Source organism: Truepera sp., from assembly GCA_032027045.1.
In the GTDB taxonomy this organism is placed as follows: domain Bacteria; phylum Deinococcota; class Deinococci; order Deinococcales; family Trueperaceae; genus JAAYYF01.
On record JAVSMU010000001.1, the window covers coordinates 2054866 to 2076453 of the forward strand.

Here is a 21588-nt window from a genome sequence, read left to right on the forward strand (position 1 = left end):
ACCGCGACCGGCCGGTTGACGAAAAGCCGCACCCGAGCGGCACAGGACCCGACCTATACTGGAGAGACCATGACCGAGACGATAGCCAGCGCCGGCGCAGCAGGGCACGCCGAGCGCTACGCACCCGAGAACGTCGAAAAGAAGTGGCAGCAGCGCTGGCGCGAGCAGGGACTCTACGAGGTCGACCTGCAAGGCGACAGCCGTCCCAAGTACTACTTCCTGACCATGTACCCCTACCCGTCGGGCGACCTGCACATCGGGCACTGGTACGCGGAGGCCCCGGCCGACGCCGCCGCGCGCTACAAGCGCATGCGCGGCTACAACGTGCTCTTCCCCATGGGCTACGACGCCTTCGGCCTGCCGGCCGAGAACGCCGCCGTCCGGGCCGCGCGGGCGGGCGACACCACCGTGCACCCGGCCAGGTTGACCTACGACCGCATCGCCCACATGACACGGCAGTTCGAGCAGATGGGCGCGATGTTCGACTGGTCGAAGCGCATCGTGACCTGCGATCCCGAGTACTACAAGTGGAACCAGTGGTTCTTCATCAAGATGCTCGAGCGCGGCCTGGCCTACCGCAAGGAGTCGTTCGTCAACTGGGACCCCGTCGATCAGACCGTGCTCGCCAACGAGCAGGTCATCGACGGCCGCGGCGACCGCTCGGGCGCCCTGATCGAGCGGCGGCTAATGCCCCAGTGGCACTACCGCATCACCGACTACGCCGAGGAACTCCTCGACTTCTCGGGACTCGACTGGCCCGAGCGCGTCGTCGCCATGCAGACGAACTGGATCGGGAGGTCGGAGGGCGCCGAGGTGACCTTCGAGACCGAGACCGGCGACGGCATCACCGTGTTCACCACGCGCCCCGACACGCTCTGGGGAGCCACCTTCATGGTGCTGGCGCCCGAGCACGAGCTCGTAGCGAAGCTGACGACGCCGGAGCGTAGGGACGCCGTGCGCGCCTACGTCGACGGCGCGAGCCACAAGTCCGACATCGACCGTATGGCCGACAGGGCGGAGAAGACGGGAGAGTTCCTTGGCGCTTACGCCGTGAACCCCGTGAACGGCGCGCGCATCCCCATCTGGATAGCCGACTACGTGCTCATGGGCTACGGCACCGGCGCCATCATGGCGGTGCCCTACGGCGACCAGCGCGACTTCGAGTTCGCTCGTGCTTTCGGGCTCGAGATCGTCCCGGTGGTGAAGCCCCCCGGAGTCACCGGTGAGCTGAACGCCGCCGAGCTGGGGGAGGCGTGGGCCGGCCCCGGCACCATGATCAACTCGGGGCCGCTCGACGGCCTGGAGCATAACGGCGAGAAGGGCAGGAACAGCCCCGCCATCGCGGCCGCCATCGAGTTCCTGGAAAGCAAGGGCATCGGCCGCGCCCAGACCACCTATCGCCTGCGCGACTGGCTCATCAGCCGCCAGCGCTACTGGGGCACGCCCATCCCGGTCGTCTACTGCGACTCCTGCGGCATCGTGCCCGAGAAGTTCGAGAACCTCCCCGTGCTGCTGCCCGAGGACGTGGCCTTCATCCCGACGGGCGAGTCGCCGCTCAAGACGCACGAGAAGTTCCTCGAGACGACCTGCCCCGAGTGCGGCGGCAGCGCCACGCGCGAGACCGACACCATGGACACCTTCCAGGACTCCTCCTGGTACTGGTTCCGCTACCTCAGCCCGCACGACTCGGAGCGCCCGTTCGATCCCGAGCTCGCCGCCAAGTGGACGCCCGTCGACACCTACACGGGCGGCATCGAGCACGCCATCTTGCACCTGCTCTACTCGCGCTTCTTCACCAAGGTCCTGCGCGACCTGGGCTTCACGGGCGAGAGCGAGCCGTTCAGGCGCCTTCGCAACCAGGGCATGATCCTGGGCTCCGACAACGAGAAGATGTCGAAGTCGCGCGGTAACGTCGTCAACCCCGACGACCTCGTCGCGCAGTACGGCGCCGACACGGTGCGCGCCTACCTCATGTTCTTGGGTCCCTGGGACCAGGGCGCGCCGTGGAGCTACAGCGGCATCGACGGCCAGGCGCGCTTCCTCGCCCGCGTCTGGAACCTGGTGGTCGACGTCGCCAAGGCCGAGCCGGCGGCCGCCGTCCCGGAGTCCGACTTGCGGCGGGCCGTGCATCACGCCATCAAGGAAGTGACCGACGACTTCGAAGCTTTCCGCTTCAACACGGCCATCGCCGAGCTGATGACCCTTCAGAACGCCCTGCAGAAGGCCCGCGCCGGCGGACTGGCAGACACCGACACGTGGCGGCACGGCCTGGAGTCCTTACTGCTCCTCCTCGCGCCCATCGCGCCGCACGTGACCGAGGAGCTGTGGCACCGCCTCGGCCACGAGGATTCGGTGCACCTGCAGGCGTGGCCCACTTACGATCCGGCGGCGCTGGTGGCCACCACGGTCACGCTCGCGGTGCAGGTGAACGGCAAGCTGCGCGGTCAGGTCGAGGTTAACGCGACCGACGACCAGGCGACCGTCCTGGCTGCCGCCAAGGGTGACCCGAACGTCGCCCGCCACTTGGAGGGCAAGACCATCGTGCGCGAGATAGTGGTGCCCGGCAAGCTCGTCAACTTCGTCGTGAAGGGTTGAGGTAGGTAGACACCCTCACTGGGGCGCCAGCAGGACGACCTGTTGCAGCGTGGCCAGCTCGACGCTCGGGCGCACGAGGAAGGTGCGGCGCAGGTCGTTGGGGTCCGGGGGCAGCACCTCGACCACCTCGCCGACGCTGACGCCCGCGGGGAACAACCCCCCGTAGCTGGACGTCTCCACGACGTCGCCTACGGCCACGGGCTGCTCGAGGATGAAGCGCGACACGCGCACGGTCCCGCCCACCTCGCCGATCGCCACGCCCTGGCCGCCCTTGCCCCTCACGGTCACGCCGACCCGCGACTGCGGATCGATGATCGTGCGCACCACGGCGGTGTTCGTTGCCACCTCGGTGACTATGCCGACGAGACCGGCAGCCACCGTCACGGGCATGTTGCGCGCCACGCCGGAACTCTCGCCCAACCCCACGCGGAGGCGCCCGAGGTCTGCCGTGCCGTCCGCCCCGATGACCGGCGCCACCGCGACCACTCCGGGTGACTGGGTCTTCGCCACGTTGACGACGTCGCGGTAGCGCTCCAGTTCGAGTTCGAGCTGGCGCGACGCCTCACGCTCGGCCTCGAGCTGCACCTGAAGCTCGGCCACCAGGGCGCGGTGGTCGCGGCGGTCGACGGCGCTCTCAAGCGCCAGCCGGAGGTTGGTGCCGGCACGGTGCAATAGTTCGTGCGGCAGCGCCACGGCCGCCGTAACGTCCGCCGGCACCCTGCCGACGAACGCCGTGAACGCAACGGTGAAGAGGCCAAGGGCGATGAACACGTACCAGGCCCGCAGCAGGCTAGACAAGGTTCACTCCCAGGCGCCTCGCGGCCAGCACCACGTTTACGAGGCTCAGCCCCATGACGTTCGGGTAACAGCCCTCGATGCCCGTCACCAGCGTGGCGCCCACGCCCTGGATGGCGTAACCGCCGGCCTTGTCGAGGCCCTCGCCGGAACGGCAGTAGGCGACGATCTCGGGCTCGCTCAAGGGCCGGAACTCGACCACAGTGCGCACCACGAACGACTCGCGGCGCCCGCCGTAGGCGAGCGCGTGCCCGGTGAACACCTCGTGCCGGCGGCCCGCCAGCCGCTCGATGAACCGGCGGTTCTCCTCGAAGCCGCTGGGCTTGTTGATGGCGACGCCGTCCAGGGTGACGGTCGTGTCGGCCCCGATGACCAGCGCCTCGTGGTTCTCCCAGGCGATCTCGAGTACCTTGGCCTGCGCCAGGCGCTCCACCAGGTGAGCGGGCGACTCGCCGTTGGCGGGGGTCTCGTCGACGCTCGGCGCCATCACCTCGAAGGTCAGCCCGAGGCTCGCCAGCAACTGCGCGCGGCGCGGCGAGGCGCTGGCGAGGACCAGCCGCGGCGACGCTCCGGGTTCGGTGACGCGTCCTTGAGGTTGGACGAAGTTGACGGCGAGCACGTGACCAAGGATAACGGCTGCCGCGCCGCGGGTGGTGCCGGCCGGACTCCGGCGCCGATGCTGCAGCTCGGACGCCGGCGTTGGTGCTGCCCGCCTGACCCCGGCGCCGCCGGCCGACCTGACGGTATGCTCCGACCATGACGGGAAAGCCTACCGGTATGGAAGCCATGAAGCAGGCCGCCGCCCTGCGCGCGCTGGCGCTGGTCGAGGACGGCATGCTCTTGGGTCTCGGCACGGGCAGCACGGCGCGCTGGCTGCTGGAGGGACTGGGCGCCAAGCTAAGGGACGGCACGCTCAAGAACGTGACGGGGGTGGCCACCTCGCGGCAGACGGAGGAACGCGCCGCCGCCCTGGGCATCGGGCTCGCGGAGCTGCCGGCCGGGGGGCTGGACCTGGCCATCGACGGCATGGACGAGGTGACCGCCGACCTACAGGTCATCAAGGGCCTCGGGGGAGCGCTCACGCGTGAGAAGATCGTCGCGGCCGCCGCCAAACGTTTCGTGCTGATAGGCGACGAGAGCAAGCGCGTGGGTCACCTCGGTGAGAGGGCGCCGCTGCCGGTCGAGGTCGTGAACTTCGGCACGAAGCGCCTGGTGCGCCTGCTGGCGGACCTGGGGGCGGAACCACGCCTGCGGCTGGCGGACGGAGCGCCGTTCGTGACCGACAACGGCAACCTCGTCTACGACCTGCACTTCAGCACTCCTTTCGACGCCACGCGGACTGCGGAACTGCTGGCCGACATGCCCGGGGTGGTCGAGCACGGGCTGTTCCTCGGCATGGCGGAACGCGCGTTCATCGCGAGCAGGACCGGCGTGGACGAGGTCGTGGCTTGATCGTCGCGGTGGGCCTGGACCTGGTGGAACTGTGGCGCATCCGCCGCTCCCTCGAGCGCTTCCCGGACAGGTTCGTGCCGCGCGTGTTCCACCCCGAAGAGCTGGAGGCCCTGGCGGGCCGGGGCGACATGGTGCCCGGGCTGGCGGCGCGTTTCGCGGCCAAGGAGGCCTTCCAGAAGTGCTGGAGCGAGCCGTTCGGCTGGCGTGACGTCTGGGTCGTCAAGGACGGCCTAAGGCCCAAGTTGCGCTTGGCGCCCGAGCTGACAGAGGCGTGCCGGGCCCGGGACCTCGTGGTGCACCTGTCGCTCACCCACGGCCGCGATCACGCCGCCGCCGTGGTCGTGCTCGAACGACGTGCGAAGGAGCCCGGCGATGTGTCCGACGCGTAAGCCCACCAAGGCGCAAGCGCCCCTCTTCGGTGCCGAGGAGGACGCGGCGGGCTCGCCAGTCACCCCCCGCGAACACGTGAAGGTGTACACCGACGGCTCGTGCGACACGGCGAGCGGCCACGGCGGTTGGGCCTACATGCTGGAAACGCCCGCCGGCAGGACCACGGCGTCGGGCTACGAGGGCGGCACCACCAACAACCGCATGGAGCTCACGGCCGCCGTTCGCGCGCTGGAGGCGCTCGCGGAACCGTACAGCGTGACGATCGTGACCGACAGCGAGTACCTCAAGCGGGCGTTCACGGACGGCTGGCTCGACAAGTGGCAGCGCAACGGTTGGCGCACCTCGTCCAGGCAGCCGGTCAAGAACCGCGACCTGTGGGAGGAACTGTTGGAGCTCGAGAAGCGCCACCGGGTGAGCTGGTCGTGGACCCGCGGTCATGCCGGTCACCCGGAGAACGAGGCCGTCGACGCCCTGGCCCTCGCGGCCAGACGCACGCGCGGCAGGGGTTAAGGGCCTAGGCCAGGCGCTCCAGCAGCTCGCTGAAGGCCTCGAGGCCCACCGCCAGGGAATCGGGTTCGAGCCACTCTTCCAGGCGGTGCGCGTCGCCCCCGCGGTAACCGCCGAACGCGATGGCCGGGAGGCCGGCGGCCATGGCCGGGTTGGCGTCCGTGCTGCCGGCCGACGTGTGCGCCGTTACGCCCACGGCGCCGTAGGCGGCCCTTGCCGCCGCCACGAGCCGCTCGTTCGGGGAGCTGCCCGCCGGGCGGTCGCCGACCTGGATCAACTCCACCAGCGCGCCAGAGCGCTCGGCGGCCTGCCGCACGGCGCTCATGGCCGCGGCGTCCAACGAGGCCAGGGAGTCGGCGTCGACGCTCCTGAGGTCGAGGTTGAAGCCCGCCGTCTCGGCGATGGCGTTGATGCTGGTGCCGCCCCAGACCTGGCCCACGTTCAGGCTCGAGCGCGGGGAGCGCGGCACCTTGACGCGCGTGAGCGCCGCGATGGCCGACCCGGCGGCGTGCACGGCGCTGGGGGCGCCGTAGTCGCCCCACGAGTGGCCGCCCTTGGCACTGAACCGCGCCTCGTAACGGCGCGAGCCGACGGCCAAGTCGGTGATGGTGCCGAGCACCCCGTCGAAGGCTATGAACGCGCTCGCCCCACCGCCCGCCTCGGCCACGAGGTGGCGCGCGCCCCGCAGGTCCCCCAGGCCCTCCTCGCCCACCGTGGCCGCGACCAGGAGGGCGGGCCGGGCGCGCCCGGACTGGTCGCGGGTCTGTAGGTAACGGGTCAGTATCGCCAGCGACGCGGCGTTGTCGCCGATGCCGGGGCCGCTCCAGCGCCCGTCGCCCCGTTTCACGCTCACGTCGACCGCCGGCCCGAAGACGCTGTCGAGGTGCGCGGCAACGATCACGTACCCAGCGTCGCCTGCGCCGGATGCCTCCGTGCCCCCGACCTCGGCGAGCACGTTCCCCGCGGCGTCGGTGCGCGGCTCGAGCCCCGCCTCGGTCCATAAGCGCCTGACGACCTCGCGGCGCGCATCTTCTGAGCCGGTCGGCGCGGGGGTCTGTGCCAGTGCCAGGAGTAAGGCCCGCAACGCAGCGTCGTCTGCAGACGCGCCGCGCCGCGAGGTCACTGTTGGCTGTCTTGCAGGCTGGCTATCCCCTCGCGCAGGGCGTAGAGCGCCGCTTGCGTGCGGTTGTTGAGGCGCAGTTTGGAGAAGATCTCGGAGAGGCGATTGCGCACGGTCTTCTCGCTCACGTTGAGCGACGTGGCGATCTCCTGGTTGGTGGCGCCCTGGGCCAGGAGCCGCAGGATGGCCTCCTCGCGCTCCGTCAGCTCGCTCAGCTTGTGCTCGGGGTGCTTGGGCATGTCGCCGAGCTTGCGGAACTCGTCGAGGATGGAGGCGGCCATCTCCGCGTTCAGCAGGGTCTCGCCGGCGGCGACCCTGCGGATGGCGTCCACCAGCTCGGCGGCGCCGGCGTCCTTGAGCAAGTAGCCGCGGGCGCCCGCCTTTACGGCCTCGAACACGTAGCGGTCCTGCCGGTACATGGTGAGGATGATGACGCGGGCGTCGGGGTGCTCGGCGAGGATGGCCTTGGTGGCGGCCACGCCGTCAAGCTCGGGCATCTGGATGTCCATGAGGATGACGTCCGGGCGGGTCTCGAGGGCGTAGCGGATGGCCTCGCGCCCCTTGGAGGCCTCGCCGATCACCCGGAAGTCGTCCTCGGTCTCGAGGATGCTCCTGAGGCCCTGCCGGAACATGGCGTGGTCGTCACAAAGCAGCAGGCGAGTCATGCGGCAATCGTAACGCAAGCCCGGCCCACGGTGGTGCCGCCCGCCACCTCGGCGTCTCACCGGGTGCCGCGAGCGTGGTAGCCTTCTCGGCGCAGCTGCCGGGCACGCGGCTCCGACTAGGTGCGCACTTCACCGCCGCACATGGCAGGTGCGCGCATAGTCAGAGACGGGCGCCCGGCAGTTGCACTCGGACCGCAGCCGAAAAGGAGCATGCGGCCGGGAGAACCTGAAGACCGACGCTGCAAGCCGGAGACCACACCCCCAAGGAGGGCGCATGGCGCATCCCAAAGGGCTCCTGATCGAACTGGCACAGAAGCTCGGGCTCGAGAGGCCCGACTTCAACACTGCCAAGACGGGGCCAGAACACGAACCTTCGTTCCTCTCGGACGTCGTCATCGAGGGCGAGGTGCTTGGCACGGGCCAGGGCCACTCGAAACGCGACGCCGAGAAGGTGGCCGCCGAGGAGGCCCTTGCCGCCCTCGAACGCCGAGAGAACTCCAGCACCGGTAAGGCCGGCGTCAAGAAGGGCGCTGCGGAGGGAGGCGCCGCCGGCACGAAGTCGCGGGGCGGCCAGCGGGGCCGCGGGCGCACCGCTGCCCCGGCCGCCAAGACCCCCAAGGCCGGCCCGCAGCCGGCGCTCGAGGCCGCCGTCGACCCCATCGAGCTCGAGGATGACGACCTGGCCGCCGAGTTCACGGGGCCCTGGCCGATGTTCGAGGGCCTGCTCGGCAGCGTGGTGGAGGTCGCCGAGCGGCGCGTCTCCGCGGACCTGCGAGGCGACAAGGCGCTCGCCGCCATCCACGACTTCTCGGTCAGGCTCTACAAGGGACTCCTCGCCGACCTCGGCGAGGTGGTCGAGGAGGACGAGGACGAAGAGGACTGACGGAAGGATGGCGACGAAGGTCGCGTGCACCGAAGCTCGCGTAGGGCGAAGGTCCCGCGCGGCGAAGGTTGTGCGCGGCGGTGGCGGCGGTTCACCCGCCGGTTCAGTCGCCGCGGGAGGCCAGCGCCTCGGCGAAGCGCCCTAGCCGCCTCAGCTCGAAGGTCGCCTTCTCCTTGATGAGCATCTCGAGCAGTTTCGGGCTGCCACCGAAGTCATCCGTCCCCTGCAACTCGATGAGGTCGACCACCTTGGCAGCGAACGCCGTCAACGGCGTCGACATCGTGAGGTCCGCCACGTTCTCGGCGTCGGCGGCCTCGAACGACAGCAGGTCATCGTCGAGCCCGCCCGCGTCGGCATTGACGGTCACGACGACGTCGGCGTGAACCGTTTGAACGAGGTAGCGGCGGGGCTCGCGGGAGCCCTTGGCGGGGGGTGCGGCCGGCTCCGACATTCCGGCAAGTTACCATGAGGCACGCCCGCCACCGGGTGCCGCAAAGACTCGACACCGCGTTCACGACAAGTGAGACTTGACATCATGCACGAGGTTCTGCTGGCGACACCCTCCCTGGCCATAGCGGCGATCATCGCGCTGGGCGTAGCCGCGCAGTGGCTGGCCTGGTTCGTGCGCGTGCCGGCCATCCTCTTCCTCCTCGCCGTGGGGTTCCTCGTCGGCCCGGTCCTGAACTGGGTGCGTCCGGCCGAGCTCTTCCCCGCCAGCCTGTTCTTCCCCCTGGTGTCGCTTGCCGTCGGCCTGATCCTCTTCGAGGGCGGGCTCACGCTGCGCTTCTCCGAGATCCGCGATACGCGCCGGGTGGTCTTGAACCTGGTCACTTGGGGAGCGCTGGTCACGTGGATCGGGGGCGCCGCCGTCGGCTACTTCGTGGCCGGACTCAGCCCTCAGCTGTCGCTCCTCTTCGGGGCCCTGATCATCGTCACCGGTCCCACCGTGGTCGGGCCGCTGCTGCGGATCGTGCGGCCGAACTCGAAGGTCAGCAGCGTCCTCAAGTGGGAGGGCATCGTCATCGACGCCGTGGGCGCGCTCGTCGCAGTCCTCGTCTTCGAGGCCATCATCTTGCAGAGCCGCGACGAATCGCTGGCCACCATCGCCCTGCTTCTCGGGCGCTTCGTCTTCGTGGGGGTCGGCTTGGGGGCGCTGGGCGGCCTGGCGCTCGCCTGGTTACTCAAGCGGCGCGCCATTCCCGACTTCCTCATCAACGTGTCGGCGCTCGCGCTGCTCTTCTCGACCTTCGCGCTCACCAACTTCGTCTCCTCCGAGGCCGGCCTGCTCGCCGCCGTGGTGATGGGGATCATCGTGGCCAACGCGTCGGTGCCGGACCTCGACTCGCTGTTGTCGTTCAAGGAAGACCTCACCGTGCTGTTCGTCAGCATGCTGTTCATAACGCTGGCCGCGAATATCGAACTGACGGAGATTCTGGCGGTGCTCTCGTGGCGCACGCTGCTCCTGCTCGGGATCATCATCTTGTTGATCCGCCCGCTGGACGTCTTCTTGAGCAGCATCCGCTCGGCACTGGCGCTCAAGGAGCGGGCGTTCATCGCGTGGGTGGGGCCGCGCGGGATAGTCGCGGCCTCGGTCACGTCGCTCTTCGCGGCCAGGTTGCAAGCGGCGGGCATCATCGACGCGGGCGTGCTCGTGCCGCTGGTGTTCATCGTCATCGTGGGCACGGTGCTGCTCGCGAGCCTCACCGCCAAGCCACTGGGTGTGGCGCTGGGCGTCGCCGATCCCAACCCGCAGGGCTTCCTGATCCTGGGGGCCCACGGCGTGGCGCGGCAGATAGGTAAGGCCCTCGCCGACGCCGGCTTGCCCGTGGTGCTGGCCGACACCAACCGCTACAACGTCGCCGCGGCGCGCACCCTGGGACTCACCACCTACTTCGGCAGTCTGCTCTCGGACCGCAGCGACGATCAGGTGAGGCTCGCAGGGATCGGACGGTTGCTGGCCCTCACGTCGAACGACGAGGCGAACGCTCTCACCGCCGTCAAGTACGCGCGCGAGTTCGGCAAGGCCAACGTTTACCAACTCGCCCCGAAAGAGCGCCACGACGGCACGAGGCGCCTGGGTGGGGACAACCGCGGCACCTGGCTCTCGAGTGAAGAGCTATCGTTCAACCGCCTGCGCGACCTGCACGAGGCCGGGGCGGTGTTCGGCAAACAGGAGCTAAGCGAGGAGTACAGCCTCGCCGATTACCTGACCGAGATGGGGTCTCGCGCCGTGCCGCTGTTCATGGTGAACGGCAAGGTCGTCCGTGTGATCTCGGAGCGCACCGATCCGGAGCGCGAGCAGTCGGGCAGTGTGCTCGCGCTGCTGGTGCCCTCCTAGAGGCTAGCTTCGTCCAAGAACTCCTGGAGCTTGTCGACGTTGACGGTGATGGGCGAGCGGCGGCGACGAACCGCGCCGTACTCGAGGAGCCTGGCGAGGCAATGGCTGACCGTCTCGCGCGTGGCGCCGATCATCTTGGCGAGGTCCTGCTGGGTGAGGGTCAGGTCGATGACGGTGCCGCGGTCCGACGGTACTCCGAAGTCGCCGGCAAGCCGCAGGAGCAGGTTCGCGAGCCTCCCCGGGGCGTCGAAGGCGCCGACTTCCGCCTGCCACTGTTGCGCCTGCCACAGCCGCGTGCTCATCACCTGGATGAACTTCATCGCGATACGCGGTTGCTGCTGCAGGAGGCGCTGGAACTCCATCTCGGGCATGACGATGAGCGTCGTGTCGGTCACCGCTTCTGCCTGGTTGGGGCGCCGCTCGCTCTCCAGCAGAAGCAGCTCGCCGAAGATGTCGTACTTGCCGAGCAGGCCCAGGATCATCTCCTTGCCGTTCGGGAAGTACATCGAGATTTTGACCATGCCGTCGCGGATGAAGTACAGCGCGTCGGCCGGGTCCTCCATGTGATAGACGATCTCGCCCGCCGCGAAGCGCTTGTAGGGCGTGATGCGAGCCATCTGCTCGATCTCGTCCGGAGTCAGGTCCTCGAACAACTCCGTGTTCTTGAGGTGCCACACAAGACTCGGATACTGGCTCGCTTCAGTCATCAAGCTCCCCTCCTGCGCCCCAGGAAAGTCGGGAACGGGGCCTTACACCGCTCACCGCCATCCATACGCGTTACTACTTCGGCGTCTACTATCGCACATCGCGGCACGTAGGCGTCCCGGTTGGACGGGGCGCGCGCTGCTCGACCCGAGCATCGACCGCCGCCCTAAGACCGTCACGGTTGGTCGGCTTGCGCGGCGCGCTCGCTCAAGGCGGTGCTCAGGCGCATGAGCCTGAGGTAGTCGGCAAGGACGCGGTAATCGCTGACCTTGAGGCCGTCGACGAACACGGTGGGTGTGCCCGTGAGGCGGAGGTCTTGCGCCGCGCTGCGGTAAGCCTCCTCGATCTTCGCTCCTTGCTCACCCCCGCGAATGCAGGCGGCGAGGTTCTCCGAGGGGAGCTCGAGGTCGTCGGCCACCGTCACGAAGGTGGCGATCGGGTCGGGCAGCTTGGCCCAGGTCTGCTGCTCATCGAACAACGCGGCCTGGTAGGCCCAGAAGGCGTCCTCGCCCGCCTGATGCCCGCTGGCCTGCGCGACCTCGTCCGATACGCACTCGGTAGCCTCAGCGGCCGCCACGGCGTTCGGGTGGATGCTCTTGAGCGGGAAGTGGTGAAACTCGAAGCGCACGTCTCCGCGGGGGAGGAGTTCGTCGATCACGATGGGCATGCCGAGGCTTTCGAACTGGGCGCAGAACGGGCACTGCAGGTCGGTGAAGAGGCGCACGACGTGCGTGGCGTCGGCGGGCCCCAGCGCGTGAGCGGCCGGTCCGAACCGCGAGCTCTCTATGAGTTGCGGCACGAAGCGCACGCTGACGGCGTCCGGCCCGGCCGTCGCGGGCGCCGCCTCGCCGCCGGACGGTTCCGGCTCGGCAGGAGCCGTGATGTCGACGTACATGAGGTACTCCATGACCTCCAACGCGACCTCGCCGCCGCCGACCAGCTCCGAGGCGCGGGTACGGAAGAAGTCCGCCACGGGCGCGGCGATGCCTGCGCCGTAGCCGCTGGCGGCGCCGATGAGGTCGCCGAGGAAGCGGATGTTGGCGTCGCTCAGCGCGCCGGAGCCGGTGATTCCCACCGCGACGTCGCCCTGCGCCTCTATCTCGAAGTTGAAACCGCTCGCAACGAGGTAGCCGCCGTCCGTGGGGGCGGGGGAATACTCGACGAGCGCGTCGAGCAGGCTCTGCGGCGAGTCGCCGAGCTGGGCCCGGGCGGCCCCGGGCGCCAGAGCGATGAGCGTAGCAATGAACGCCGCTGCGATATGACGGGTGACTTGCCTTGGGGAGTGCATTCGAACATCTCCATATCACGCCGCGGCCGGCGGCTTGGTGGTCGTCTGGGTTGCACGCGACGATCCGCGCCTTCGGCTAGTAGCTCCGGCGCCTTGCCCAAGTGTAAGTTAGCGGGCCCCCGCACGGGTCGTGGCGGGCTTTCCACCGGGCCCGGCTGCCCGGGAATCGCGTCGGCTACGTGGTATCTTGCCTGCGATGCTCGACCTTCCGACCGGCCTGAGCGACCTCGTGGCACGTGAGCGTGGAGCCGCTACCGACCTCCTCATCCTGCTCGCCAAGCTCGAGGCCGACCCGCAGTACGTCGCCGACGTACGCACCGCCATCGACGACCTCGACGGCATCTTCTTGCTGGTCGTGGCCGGCGAGTTCAACGCCGGCAAGTCGAGTCTCGTGAACGCGCTCCTCGGCGAGCGCGTCATGCCCGAGGGCGTGACCCCCACCACCGACCGCGTGACCGTCATCACTCATGGCGAGGAGATCACCGAGGTGGAGGACGGCCACGACCTCGTTCGACGCACCTACCCGAGCGAGCTGCTGGGCACCGTGGCGTTCGTGGACACCCCCGGCACCAACGCCATCGTGGAGCGCCACCAGCTGCTCACCGAACGCTTCGTGCCGCGCGCCGACCTCGTGCTCTTCGTCACGAGCGCCGACCGCCCGTTCACGCAGAGCGAGCGCGAGTTCCTCGAGCTCATAGAGTCGTGGGGCAAGAAGGTCCTGATGGTCGTGAACAAGATCGACATCTTGGCCACGCCCGCGGAGCGGACCGCCGTGCTCGACTTCGTCACCGAGCACGCTCGCGAGACGCTGGGCACCACCCCCGAAGTGTTCGGCGTGAGCGCCCGCCAGGCTTTCGAGGCGCGGCGCTCCGGCGACGATGCGGCTCTGGCGGCGACCGGCCTGCCCGAGCTGGAGGCGGCCATCCGCCAGCGCCTCGGCGCCGACCGCCTGAAACTGAAGCTCCTCACGCCGCTGGGCGTGGCCAAACGCACGGCGGAGCACTACGCCGAGGTGCTCGAGAACCGCCTCGGGCTGCTGACCGAGGACAGCGCCACCCTCGCCGAGGTCGAGCGGCAACGCGCCCACTTCGAGAGTGAGCTGAAGAAGGACCTCAAGCTTCACGTAGACGCCATCAATTCGGTGCTCGAGAGCGTCGAGAAGCGGGGCGAGGAGTTCTTCGACGACACCATCCGCTGGCGCCGCATCGCCAAGCTCATGAACACCCAGAAGGTGAAGGAGGAGTTCGAGGCCGACGTGGTGAAGAGCGCGGAGGCCGAGATCGACAAGGGTCTGGGCGAGTTGGTCGACTGGTTCATCGGACGCAACCTGCAGTTGTGGGAGGACGTCATGAGCTTCCTCAACGAGAAGCGGGCGTCCGAACAAGACCGCATCATCGGCGAGGTAGGCGGGCGCTTCCAGTACGACCGTCAGGCGCTGCTTCGCGGTATGCGCGAGCAGCTCGGATCGGGCTTGATGGAGTACGACGCGCCCACCGAGGCGAGGCAGCTCGCCGATCGCCTGCAGGGCGCCGTGATCCAGACGGGCCTGCTCGAGGTGGGCGGCCTGGGGCTAAGTGCCGCGATGCTGGCCATCATGACGGGTGCGGCTCTCGACATCACCGGGTTGGCGGTCGGGCTCACCGTCATGGGCCTCGGGCTCCTCGTCTTCCCCCGCCAACGCGCGCGCGCCAAGCGCGACCTACGCGCCAAGATGAGCGAGCTTCAGGCGGCCTTGGAGGAGGGGGTGAGCAAGCAGTTCGCCCTCGAACTCGCGCGCTCACAGGAGAAGCTCACGGCGGCCATCAGCCCCTACACGCGCTTCGTGGGGGCCGAACTCGCGCGGCTGCACGAGCTGCAAGCCGAGCTCGAGGCCATCACGAGTCGCCTGAGTAAGCTGCGGCGCGAGGTCGAGACGACCGCGTAGCGTTAGACTCCTCGCCATGACCGATCCCAGACCGGCCCGCGTCGCGTACCAAGGCGTTCCAGGCGCCTTCAGTGAGGAGGCCGCCCTCGGCTTCGCCCCCGGGGGGCAGGCCGTCGGGTTCCCCACTTTCGAGGAGGCGTTCGCGGCGGCCGCCGACGGTACCTGCGATTACGCCTGCTTGCCCGTGGAGAACAGCCTCGCGGGTTCCATCAACCAGACCTACGACCTCCTGACCGACTCGGTCATGAACGTCGTGGGGGAGCGCATAGTGCGCGTGCACCACAACCTCCTCGTGAAGCCCGGGGTGAAGCTCGAGGAAGTCCGCCGCGTGTACAGCCACCCGCAGGCGCTGGCCCAATGCATGGGCTTCATCCGGAAGCACGGCCTCGAGGCCGTGACCGACTTCGACACCGCGGGCGCGGCCAAGCTCCTCGCCGAGAACGGCGGGGAGGGGAAGGCCGCCATCGCCAGCCTGCGCGCGGCGCAGGAGTACGGCCTCGAAGTGGTGGCCGAGAAGATCGAGGACCTACCCTTCAACTTCACGCGCTTCTTCGTGCTCGGTTACGCCGACGCCAGGGCGAAGAGCGCCAGACCGCCCGGCGACGAGACGCGTTACAAGACGAGCCTGGTGGTCGCCACGCGGCACCGGCCCGGCGACCTGGTCACGTGCCTCGAGGTCTTCCCGCTGCACGAGATCAACATGACGAAGCTGGAATCGCGGCCCAGGCGCGACAAGCCGTGGAGCTACCTCTTCTACATCGACATCGACGGCCACATCGAGGAGCCGAACGTGGCGGCGGCGATGGCCGACCTCATGCGGCGGGCCGCGTTCGTCAAGTACCTGGGCAGCTACGCCGCGGCCGACCCGGTGGAAGTGAGTTGATGGGCAATACCGGTGACCCGGGGCCGGAGCGCGACCCGGGGCCGGAGCGCGAAGCGAGGCCCGATCTCGAACCGGGGCCGAGCCCAGAACGAGGCGGCCCAGCAGAGGCCCCCTCCCTGCGCCTCGACGACGCCCTCAAGTTCTTCGGCGTGGCCACCACGGGCGGGCAGGCCAAACACCTCATCCAGCGGGGCGAGGTGCGGGTGAACGGCGTGGTGGAGACGCGCCGCAAGCACCGGTTGGTGGCCGGGGACAGCGTGATGGTGGGCGCCGAGGCCTTCGTGATCGAGTTCGAACCCACCCCGGAAAGCTGACCCACCCGCGTGGGCAGTTTCGGCGCGGGCTCTCGCACCGCGACCACCGCGGGCACCGCGGGCACCGCGAGCACCGCGAGCACCGTAGGCGCCGGGAACCGCCCGGCCCACCCGCGCAAGGAGGTTCAGCCCGTCTCCAACGCCAACGCCGTCACTCCCGGCAACGAACTCAACGGCACCTCCTCTCCTGGGTACCAGAGCGTGCGCGACCTGAAGCTACCGGACCACGGCGCCCGGTAGGCCTCCGTCCAACCCCGGTGCAGGTCGAGGAGCCACACCTCGCGTACGCCCGCCCGGGCGTACGCGGCCAAGCGCGGCGTGACGGCTCCCTCCGTTCGCGAGCGACCCCCGGCGTTACGGCCGGCAATGGCCAGCTCCACGGCGAGGACCACGCCCTCGGACCCGAGGCTCTCGCCTGCCAACGCTCGCTCACGCGGCTGGCCAAGTGCCTCGGGCTCTTCGAGCCAACGGGCAGGTGTTGCCAGCACCGCGATCTCGGGCCTGAGCAGGTCTTCTGGGCCGAGCCCGAGGAGCGGCCGCTTGATTGCCTCCGCGGGTGGCCGGTACGCCGCCCCGCTGCTGCGGGACGGCGACCACGGGCCGAGCGCCGCCGCCAGCCGAGCATGGAGGCCGAGCACCGCGGCCGCCTGCGCGGGCAGCAGCCGCGGCAGGAAGACCACTCTTCCGCCCAGCAGCTCGGCCCTGCCCGCGTCGGCCACGGCGCCCGAGCGCAGGTGCGCCAGGAACCCGGCCGCGGCAAGGAGGCGGGGCTGCGGCTCGTTACCGCTAGCCCGCGCCGCGCCGCCCCTGTGCCTGCGACCACCGCGGCCGAACATGATCTTTGGCGTGCCACCCGGGTCGACCGACATGCCATCAATATGCGCGGGCCCGCAACTTCATGCGCTCGCTGGCCCGGCAGACGCTTAGCACCCCTGGGTCGGCGCCGCCCGCGTCGGGGCGCTAGCGCCAACTGAGTGCTAGACTCGCGCTTTGGTGGTTGCGAGGCCCTGACAAATGCCTAAACGTACAGACATCCACAAGATCCTGATCCTGGGGTCCGGCCCCATAGTCATCGGCCAGGCCGCCGAGTTCGACTACTCGGGCACCCAGGCCTGCAAGGCCCTGCGCGGCGCCGGGTACGAGGTGGTGCTGGTCAACTCCAACCCCGCCACGATCATGACCGACCCCGAGGTCGCGGACCGCACCTACATCGAACCCCTCACGCCGGAGTTCGTCACCAAGGTCATCGCGGCGGAGAAACCCGACGCGCTGCTGCCCACGCTTGGCGGCCAGACCGCCCTCAACCTCGCGGCGCAACTCCACGAGCTCGGCGTGCTGGAGGAGCACGGCGTCGAACTCATCGGCGCCAACTACGCCGCCATCCAGAAGGGCGAGGATCGCCGGCTCTTCCAGCAGGCCATGGCCAAGATCGGCATCAAGACGCCCGCCGGCAAGATGGTCACCAGCCTGGACGAGGCCCTGGAGTTCGTGGTGAGCATCGGTTACCCGGCCATCATCCGTCCGAGCTTCACCCTGGGCGGCACCGGCGGCGGCATCGCCTACGACGAGGAGCAGTTCCGCGCCACGGTGGCGCAAGGCCTTCACGACTCGCCCGTCCACAGCGTGCTCGTCGAGCAGTCCGTCTTGGGATGGAAGGAGTACGAGCTGGAGGTCATGCGCGACCAGAACGACACGGTCGTCATCATCTGCTCCATCGAGAACTTCGACCCCATGGGCGTGCACACGGGCGACAGCATCACGGTGGCGCCGGCCCAAACCCTGTCGGACAAGGAGTACCAGCGCCTGCGCGACTACTCCATCGACATCATCCGCGAGATCGGCGTCGACACGGGCGGCTCCAACATCCAGTTCGCCGTCAACCCGGTAGACGGTGACGTCATCGTGATCGAGATGAACCCCCGCGTCTCGCGCTCCTCTGCGCTGGCCAGCAAGGCCACCGGTTACCCGATCGCCAAGATCGCGGCGCTGTTGGCCGTCGGCTACCACCTCGACGAACTGCCCAACGACATCACGAAAGAGACCAAGGCGGCGTTCGAACCCACCATCGACTACGTGGTCACCAAGATCCCGCGCTTCGCGTTCGAGAAGTTCCCGACCGCCTCCACCACCTTGGGCACGCAGATGCGCTCGGTGGGCGAGGTCATGGCCATCGGCCGCACGTTCAAGGAGTCCCTCTCCAAGGCACTGCGGTCACTGGAACTCGACGTCCGGAGCGAGACTGCGGGCCTGACGCTACAGGAGCTCGACGGCCGCCTTCACGCCAATCCCGCGCGCCTCCCCGCCGTCCTCGAACTCTTGCGGCGCGGCCGTTCCACGCGCTCCCTCCACGAGGACACCGGGATAGACCCCTGGTTCCTCGCCCAACTCAAGGAGATCACCCAGGCCGAGCGCGAGGTCGAAGACGGACCAGGGATAGCCGGGTGGTCGTGGGAGAGGTGGCGCGAGGTCAAGCGTCTCGGCTTCTCCGACCGCGAGGTCGGGCTGCTCACGGACTCGAGCCCGGTAGACGTCCGCGCCGCGCGGCTGCAGCACGACGGCGCGCCGGTCTACAAGACCGTCGACACCTGCGCTGCAGAGTTCGAGGCCTACACGCCCTACCTCTACTCCACGTACGAGTGGGAGGACGAGGCGCCGCCGTCCGACCGGCGCAAGGTCGTCATCCTGGGCTCGGGCCCGAACCGCATCGGGCAGGGCGTCGAGTTCGATTACGCCACCGTGCACGCGGTGTGGGCGCTCAAGGAGGCGGGCTTCGAGACCATCATGGTCAACTCGAACCCGGAGACCGTCTCCACCGACTACGACACCGCGGATCGCCTGTACTTCGAACCCCTCACCTTCGAGGACGTGGCGAACATCGTCGATCACGAGAAGCCCGACGGCGTCATCGTGCAGCTTGGCGGCCAGACGCCCCTCAAGCTGGCGCGGCCGCTCACCGACGCCGGCGTTCCCATCTGGGGCACGCCCGCCGCGGCCATCGAAGCCGCGGAGGACCGCGACACCTTCCACGCCCTTTGCCAGTCCCTCGGCATCCCGCAGCCCCGCGGGGCCGTCGCGCGCCTGCCGGCAGAAGCCGGCGCACTGGCCGCCGAGATCGGCTACCCCGTCATGGTCAGGCCGAGCTTCGTGCTGGGCGGTCGCGCCATGAAGGTAGTGCGCAGCGCGGATGAGCTGGCGGCCTACCTGGCCGAGGTCTACTCCGAGTTGCCCGACAACCCTTCCATCCTGCTCGACGAGTTCATCGCCGGCGCCACGGAGGTCGACGTCGACGCGCTATCCGACGGCGTCACCACCGTGGTGGCCGGCGTGATGGAGCACGTGGAGCTGGCCGGCATCCACTCCGGCGACAGCGCTTGCATCACGCCGCCCGTCAGCCTCTCTCCAACCGCGCTGGCCCTCATAGAGGAGTACACGGGGCGGCTGGCGGAGGCCATCGGCGTGCTCGGCCTCATCAACGTGCAGTACGTGGTGCGCGGTGACGAGGTGATGGTGGTCGAGGCCAACCCCCGCGCCAGCCGCACCATCCCCTACCTGTCGAAGGCAGTGGGCGTGCCGCTGGCGAAGCTCGCCGCGCTCATCGCCGCGGGAAAGACGCTGGCGGAACTCGGCTTCGTGGCAACGCCCAGGCCCAAGCACTACAGCGTGAAGGAAGTGGTGCTGCCGTTCCTGAAGTTCGCGGGCGTGGCGCCGGTCCTGGGTCCGGAGATGCGCTCCACGGGTGAGAGCATGGGCATCGACGACGACCCGTACCTCGCGTACTATCGTGCGGCCCTCGGCGCCGGGGCCGCGCTGCCCGGCGAGGGCAGTGCGCGCCTGATAGGTGAGGGCCTGGACGACCAAGCCGCGGTGTTGGCGGGGCTGGGGTTCGCCGTCGAGCGCGGCCCCGTCCCACCTGACTCGGAGCCCGACTACGCGCTGTTGATCGACGTCGAACAAACGGCGGAGGCGCGCCGCGCCCTCGAGAACGGGGTGCCCTACGTGACCACTACCGAGGCCGCGACCTGGACGGTCAAGGCCATGGCCGCGGCGGCCGCGGCGCGCGCCGCAGGGCCGCTACCGGTGAGGGCGCTACAAGACCTCTAAGATCGCCGAAATCAACGCTGGCCGGCCCAAGTCGGCCGCTTCAGGCCTCTATGCTCTCGTCCACGCCGCCGTCGGCGACGTCCTGATCAGGGTCCTTGGCCGCTACGTCGGGCGTAACGTCGACCTCGTCGTCCAGGCCGGTCAGTCGCTCGTGTTTGCGATTCGGCAGGTGTTGCCTCAACGACTCGGCGTAGGCGGAGAGGTTCCCGAGCGCGTCGGCCACGCGCATGCGTAGGAGGAACTCGCCCTGGTCGACGCGGGCCACCAGGTGAAACGGGGCCTCCGCGAGCCGTTCGAGGATGCGCAACACGCCCTCGCGGCTCATGTCGGCGTCGGCGGCGAGCTCCTCCAGGAGGAACACGGTCGGCGCCCGCAGGTTCGCCAACCGCGTGAGGACCCTCGAGGTGGCGCCACGCTCGGCGACGCGCTCGGAGACGCTGTTCTCGAACCTCTCCAGGCCGACCTCGAAGAGGCCGTCATGCTCGAAGTACGACTCGAGGTCGATGGGGCTCAGCGGCACGGTGCCGTGCAGCACGCGCAGGCGATCGAGGGCGGCCCAGCTCCAGAGCGTGGCTCGCGCCAGTTCGGCGGGGCTGGTGAGACGCAGGAGGTCGTGATGGTCCCCGATCACCGCCAAGTACCGGGCGCTCGAGCCGCGCCGCTTCGCTAACAGGGCGGCCCAGTCGAGCCGCTCCCCAGCGGGCAGCAACTGCGCGTGGACCTGGTACTTCCTGCGCCCCATGTCGGCGACTATGGTCATCTGCCCACCGCCGAGCGGTTCCAGTCTGAAACCCAGAGGCTCGAGCACGCGACGCAACCTCTGCGCCAGGTCGACGACGCGCAGGTCGGAGCCCTCGTTGTCGGCGCCGCGGTCCGGCCGCGGTTGCGGTGCCGGAACGCGCCGCTCGTGAACGTGGCCGCCTTGCGCCGGCCGGTCCTGTGCCGCTTCTTTGCCGGCGCTGGCCGCGAAGTCCTGCCAGATGCCCGTGCCGCGGTTCCCGGACCACAGCGGCGGTTGCTCGCCGCCCCGGCCGCCACTCTCCTGCGCATGCGCTTCGGCTTCAGCCGCCTGGCCGCCGCGTGGCACACCGGCGGCGGTTTCCACCAACTCGGCGACCTGATCGACGCTCTCCGCGGCGATGCGTGCCGGCGTGCTCGCCGCCGGCTCCTCCGCCGCGCCTTCGGGCGCCGCGTCATCGCCCTTCCTGGCGCTCTGCCAGCGTCCGTTACGGAACTCGAAGCGGGGGTCCGCCTCCAGGTACTCACCGACGTCGAGCCCGGCGGCCAGGGTCGGGAAGAGGACGTGCACCTCCGCCTCGGTGGCGGCCACCCCGGCAGACGCAAACTCGTCGAGCATGGCGGCGACCGCAGCCGGTCGTGAGTCGGCGGCGCGCTTGGCTTTGGTGATGACGTCGAAGCCGAAACGGTTGTCGCCCAGCGGGGTCACGTGGAGCTCGTCGTTGACTTCCAGCTGGTGAGCGCCGAAGAGGTCGCCCAGCCCGGCGAGGACTCGAGGTGCGGTCAGCTCGAGTTCGTACTCCGCGCCCGTCTCGTTGTCGACCGCCACGATCGGGCCCTGTTCGGGGAACAACTGAAGCATGGCCAGCGGCAGGGTCATGGTCCCGCTC

General features: G+C 69.3%; 19 protein-coding genes. 10 read left to right on the forward strand and 9 right to left on the reverse strand.

Going from position 1 to position 21588, the window contains the following annotated elements; genetic code table 11:
- Nucleotides 1–69: 69 nt before the first annotated feature.
- Nucleotides 70–2595 carry a leucine--tRNA ligase gene (gene leuS, locus ROY82_09480; GenBank protein ID MDT3682686.1) on the forward strand — a complete coding sequence of 842 codons (2526 nt, stop codon included), beginning with the start codon at nt 70–72 and terminating at the stop codon, nt 2593–2595.
- Between the two features lie 15 nt (nt 2596–2610).
- Here the strand turns inward: leuS and mreC are convergent, their stop codons facing one another.
- Nucleotides 2611–3393 (reverse strand): rod shape-determining protein MreC, encoded by a 783-nt coding sequence (gene mreC / locus ROY82_09485; GenBank protein ID MDT3682687.1) that lies wholly within the window; start codon nt 3391–3393, stop codon nt 2611–2613.
- Complete coding sequence (locus ROY82_09490; GenBank protein ID MDT3682688.1) at nt 3386–4009, reverse strand: Maf family protein; 624 nt, start codon at nt 4007–4009, stop codon at nt 3386–3388. Before ROY82_09490 ends, mreC begins: the two co-directional genes overlap by 8 nt.
- Nucleotides 4010–4146: 137 nt before the next feature.
- On the opposite strand from ROY82_09490, the gene rpiA reads away from it, so the two are divergent.
- The 3 genes from rpiA to rnhA are packed head-to-tail and all read left to right on the forward strand — an operon-like array spanning nt 4147 to nt 5742.
- On the forward strand, nt 4147–4842 hold the full coding sequence (rpiA, locus tag ROY82_09495; GenBank protein ID MDT3682689.1) for a ribose-5-phosphate isomerase RpiA: 696 nt from the start codon (nt 4147–4149) through the stop codon (nt 4840–4842).
- On the forward strand, nt 4839–5231 hold the full coding sequence (gene acpS, locus ROY82_09500) for a holo-ACP synthase (GenBank protein ID MDT3682690.1): 393 nt from the start codon (nt 4839–4841) through the stop codon (nt 5229–5231). The genes rpiA and acpS overlap by 4 nt, the downstream gene beginning before the upstream one ends.
- The gene (gene rnhA / locus ROY82_09505; protein ID MDT3682691.1) at nt 5215–5742 is read left to right on the forward strand and encodes a ribonuclease HI; all 528 of its coding nucleotides are present in this window, start codon (nt 5215–5217) and stop codon (nt 5740–5742) included. The genes acpS and rnhA overlap by 17 nt, the downstream gene beginning before the upstream one ends.
- Before the next feature lie 4 nt (nt 5743–5746).
- On the opposite strand, the gene ROY82_09510 is transcribed toward rnhA, so the two are convergent.
- Together ROY82_09510 and ROY82_09515 are read right to left on the reverse strand one after the other, a co-directional pair.
- The gene (locus ROY82_09510; protein MDT3682692.1) at nt 5747–6823 is read right to left on the reverse strand and encodes a M20/M25/M40 family metallo-hydrolase; all 1077 of its coding nucleotides are present in this window, start codon (nt 6821–6823) and stop codon (nt 5747–5749) included.
- Between the two features lie 35 nt (nt 6824–6858).
- Nucleotides 6859–7524, reverse strand: coding sequence for a response regulator transcription factor (locus ROY82_09515; GenBank protein ID MDT3682693.1), 666 nt, complete (start codon nt 7522–7524; stop codon nt 6859–6861).
- 274 nt (nt 7525–7798) lie between these two features.
- On the opposite strand from ROY82_09515, the gene ROY82_09520 reads away from it, so the two are divergent.
- Nucleotides 7799–8407, forward strand: a complete 609-nt coding sequence (locus ROY82_09520) for a putative dsRNA-binding protein (GenBank protein ID MDT3682694.1) — start codon at nt 7799–7801, stop codon at nt 8405–8407.
- Nucleotides 8408–8510: 103 nt separating this feature from the next.
- On the opposite strand, the gene ROY82_09525 is transcribed toward ROY82_09520, so the two are convergent.
- A complete protein-coding gene (locus ROY82_09525) occupies nt 8511–8858 on the reverse strand; it encodes a hypothetical protein (protein ID MDT3682695.1) in 348 nt (115 codons plus the stop codon).
- A gap of 84 nt (nt 8859–8942) precedes the next feature.
- Here ROY82_09525 and ROY82_09530 point away from each other — a divergent pair, with 84 nt between their 5' ends.
- On the forward strand, nt 8943–10745 hold the full coding sequence (locus tag ROY82_09530) for a cation:proton antiporter (GenBank protein MDT3682696.1): 1803 nt from the start codon (nt 8943–8945) through the stop codon (nt 10743–10745).
- On the opposite strand, the gene ROY82_09535 is transcribed toward ROY82_09530, so the two are convergent.
- Both ROY82_09535 and ROY82_09540 read right to left on the reverse strand, forming a co-directional pair.
- Complete coding sequence (locus tag ROY82_09535; GenBank protein ID MDT3682697.1) at nt 10742–11452, reverse strand: Crp/Fnr family transcriptional regulator; 711 nt, start codon at nt 11450–11452, stop codon at nt 10742–10744. The two genes, ROY82_09530 and ROY82_09535, sit on opposite strands and share 4 nt — an antisense overlap.
- A 173-nt stretch (nt 11453–11625) precedes the next feature.
- The gene (locus ROY82_09540; GenBank protein ID MDT3682698.1) at nt 11626–12738 is read right to left on the reverse strand and encodes a thioredoxin domain-containing protein; all 1113 of its coding nucleotides are present in this window, start codon (nt 12736–12738) and stop codon (nt 11626–11628) included.
- 196 nt (nt 12739–12934) lie between these two features.
- Between ROY82_09540 and ROY82_09545 the strand changes: the two genes are divergently transcribed.
- The 3 genes from ROY82_09545 to ROY82_09555 are packed head-to-tail and all read left to right on the forward strand — an operon-like array spanning nt 12935 to nt 15859.
- Nucleotides 12935–14662: a dynamin family protein gene (locus ROY82_09545; protein MDT3682699.1), complete on the forward strand. Its 1728-nt coding sequence runs from the start codon at nt 12935–12937 to the stop codon at nt 14660–14662.
- Nucleotides 14663–14678: 16 nt separating this feature from the next.
- Entirely contained in the window at nt 14679–15545 is an 867-nt protein-coding gene (pheA, locus tag ROY82_09550; GenBank protein ID MDT3682700.1) for a prephenate dehydratase, read from the forward strand.
- Complete coding sequence (locus tag ROY82_09555; GenBank protein ID MDT3682701.1) at nt 15545–15859, forward strand: RNA-binding S4 domain-containing protein; 315 nt, start codon at nt 15545–15547, stop codon at nt 15857–15859. Before pheA ends, ROY82_09555 begins: the two co-directional genes overlap by 1 nt.
- A gap of 125 nt (nt 15860–15984) precedes the next feature.
- On the opposite strand, the gene ROY82_09560 is transcribed toward ROY82_09555, so the two are convergent.
- Nucleotides 15985–16728 carry a Uma2 family endonuclease gene (locus ROY82_09560; protein ID MDT3682702.1) on the reverse strand — a complete coding sequence of 248 codons (744 nt, stop codon included), beginning with the start codon at nt 16726–16728 and terminating at the stop codon, nt 15985–15987.
- Between the two features lie 145 nt (nt 16729–16873).
- Here ROY82_09560 and carB point away from each other — a divergent pair, with 145 nt between their 5' ends.
- Nucleotides 16874–19960, forward strand: a complete 3087-nt coding sequence (gene carB, locus ROY82_09565) for a carbamoyl-phosphate synthase large subunit (protein ID MDT3682703.1) — start codon at nt 16874–16876, stop codon at nt 19958–19960.
- Nucleotides 19961–20000: 40 nt separating this feature from the next.
- On the opposite strand, the gene ROY82_09570 is transcribed toward carB, so the two are convergent.
- Complete coding sequence (locus tag ROY82_09570) at nt 20001–21578, reverse strand: hypothetical protein (protein ID MDT3682704.1); 1578 nt, start codon at nt 21576–21578, stop codon at nt 20001–20003.
- Nucleotides 21579–21588: the final 10 nt, after the last annotated feature.

Coding starts and splice junctions, on each gene's coding strand:
- leuS (MDT3682686.1), top strand. CDS start 70: ATGACCGAGACGATAGCCAGCGCCGGCGCAGCAGGGCACGCCGAGCGC.
- rpiA (MDT3682689.1), top strand. CDS start 4,147: ATGACGGGAAAGCCTACCGGTATGGAAGCCATGAAGCAGGCCGCCGCC.
- rnhA (MDT3682691.1), top strand. CDS start 5,215: ATGTGTCCGACGCGTAAGCCCACCAAGGCGCAAGCGCCCCTCTTCGGT.
- ROY82_09515 (MDT3682693.1), bottom strand. CDS start 7,524: ATGACTCGCCTGCTGCTTTGTGACGACCACGCCATGTTCCGGCAGGGC.
- ROY82_09520 (MDT3682694.1), top strand. CDS start 7,799: ATGGCGCATCCCAAAGGGCTCCTGATCGAACTGGCACAGAAGCTCGGG.
- ROY82_09525 (MDT3682695.1), bottom strand. CDS start 8,858: ATGTCGGAGCCGGCCGCACCCCCCGCCAAGGGCTCCCGCGAGCCCCGC.
- ROY82_09530 (MDT3682696.1), top strand. CDS start 8,943: ATGCACGAGGTTCTGCTGGCGACACCCTCCCTGGCCATAGCGGCGATC.
- ROY82_09535 (MDT3682697.1), bottom strand. CDS start 11,452: ATGACTGAAGCGAGCCAGTATCCGAGTCTTGTGTGGCACCTCAAGAAC.
- ROY82_09540 (MDT3682698.1), bottom strand. CDS start 12,738: ATGCACTCCCCAAGGCAAGTCACCCGTCATATCGCAGCGGCGTTCATT.
- ROY82_09545 (MDT3682699.1), top strand. CDS start 12,935: ATGCTCGACCTTCCGACCGGCCTGAGCGACCTCGTGGCACGTGAGCGT.
- pheA (MDT3682700.1), top strand. CDS start 14,679: ATGACCGATCCCAGACCGGCCCGCGTCGCGTACCAAGGCGTTCCAGGC.
- ROY82_09555 (MDT3682701.1), top strand. CDS start 15,545: ATGGGCAATACCGGTGACCCGGGGCCGGAGCGCGACCCGGGGCCGGAG.
- ROY82_09560 (MDT3682702.1), bottom strand. CDS start 16,728: ATGTCGGTCGACCCGGGTGGCACGCCAAAGATCATGTTCGGCCGCGGT.
- carB (MDT3682703.1), top strand. CDS start 16,874: ATGCCTAAACGTACAGACATCCACAAGATCCTGATCCTGGGGTCCGGC.
- ROY82_09570 (MDT3682704.1), bottom strand. CDS start 21,578: ATGACCCTGCCGCTGGCCATGCTTCAGTTGTTCCCCGAACAGGGCCCG.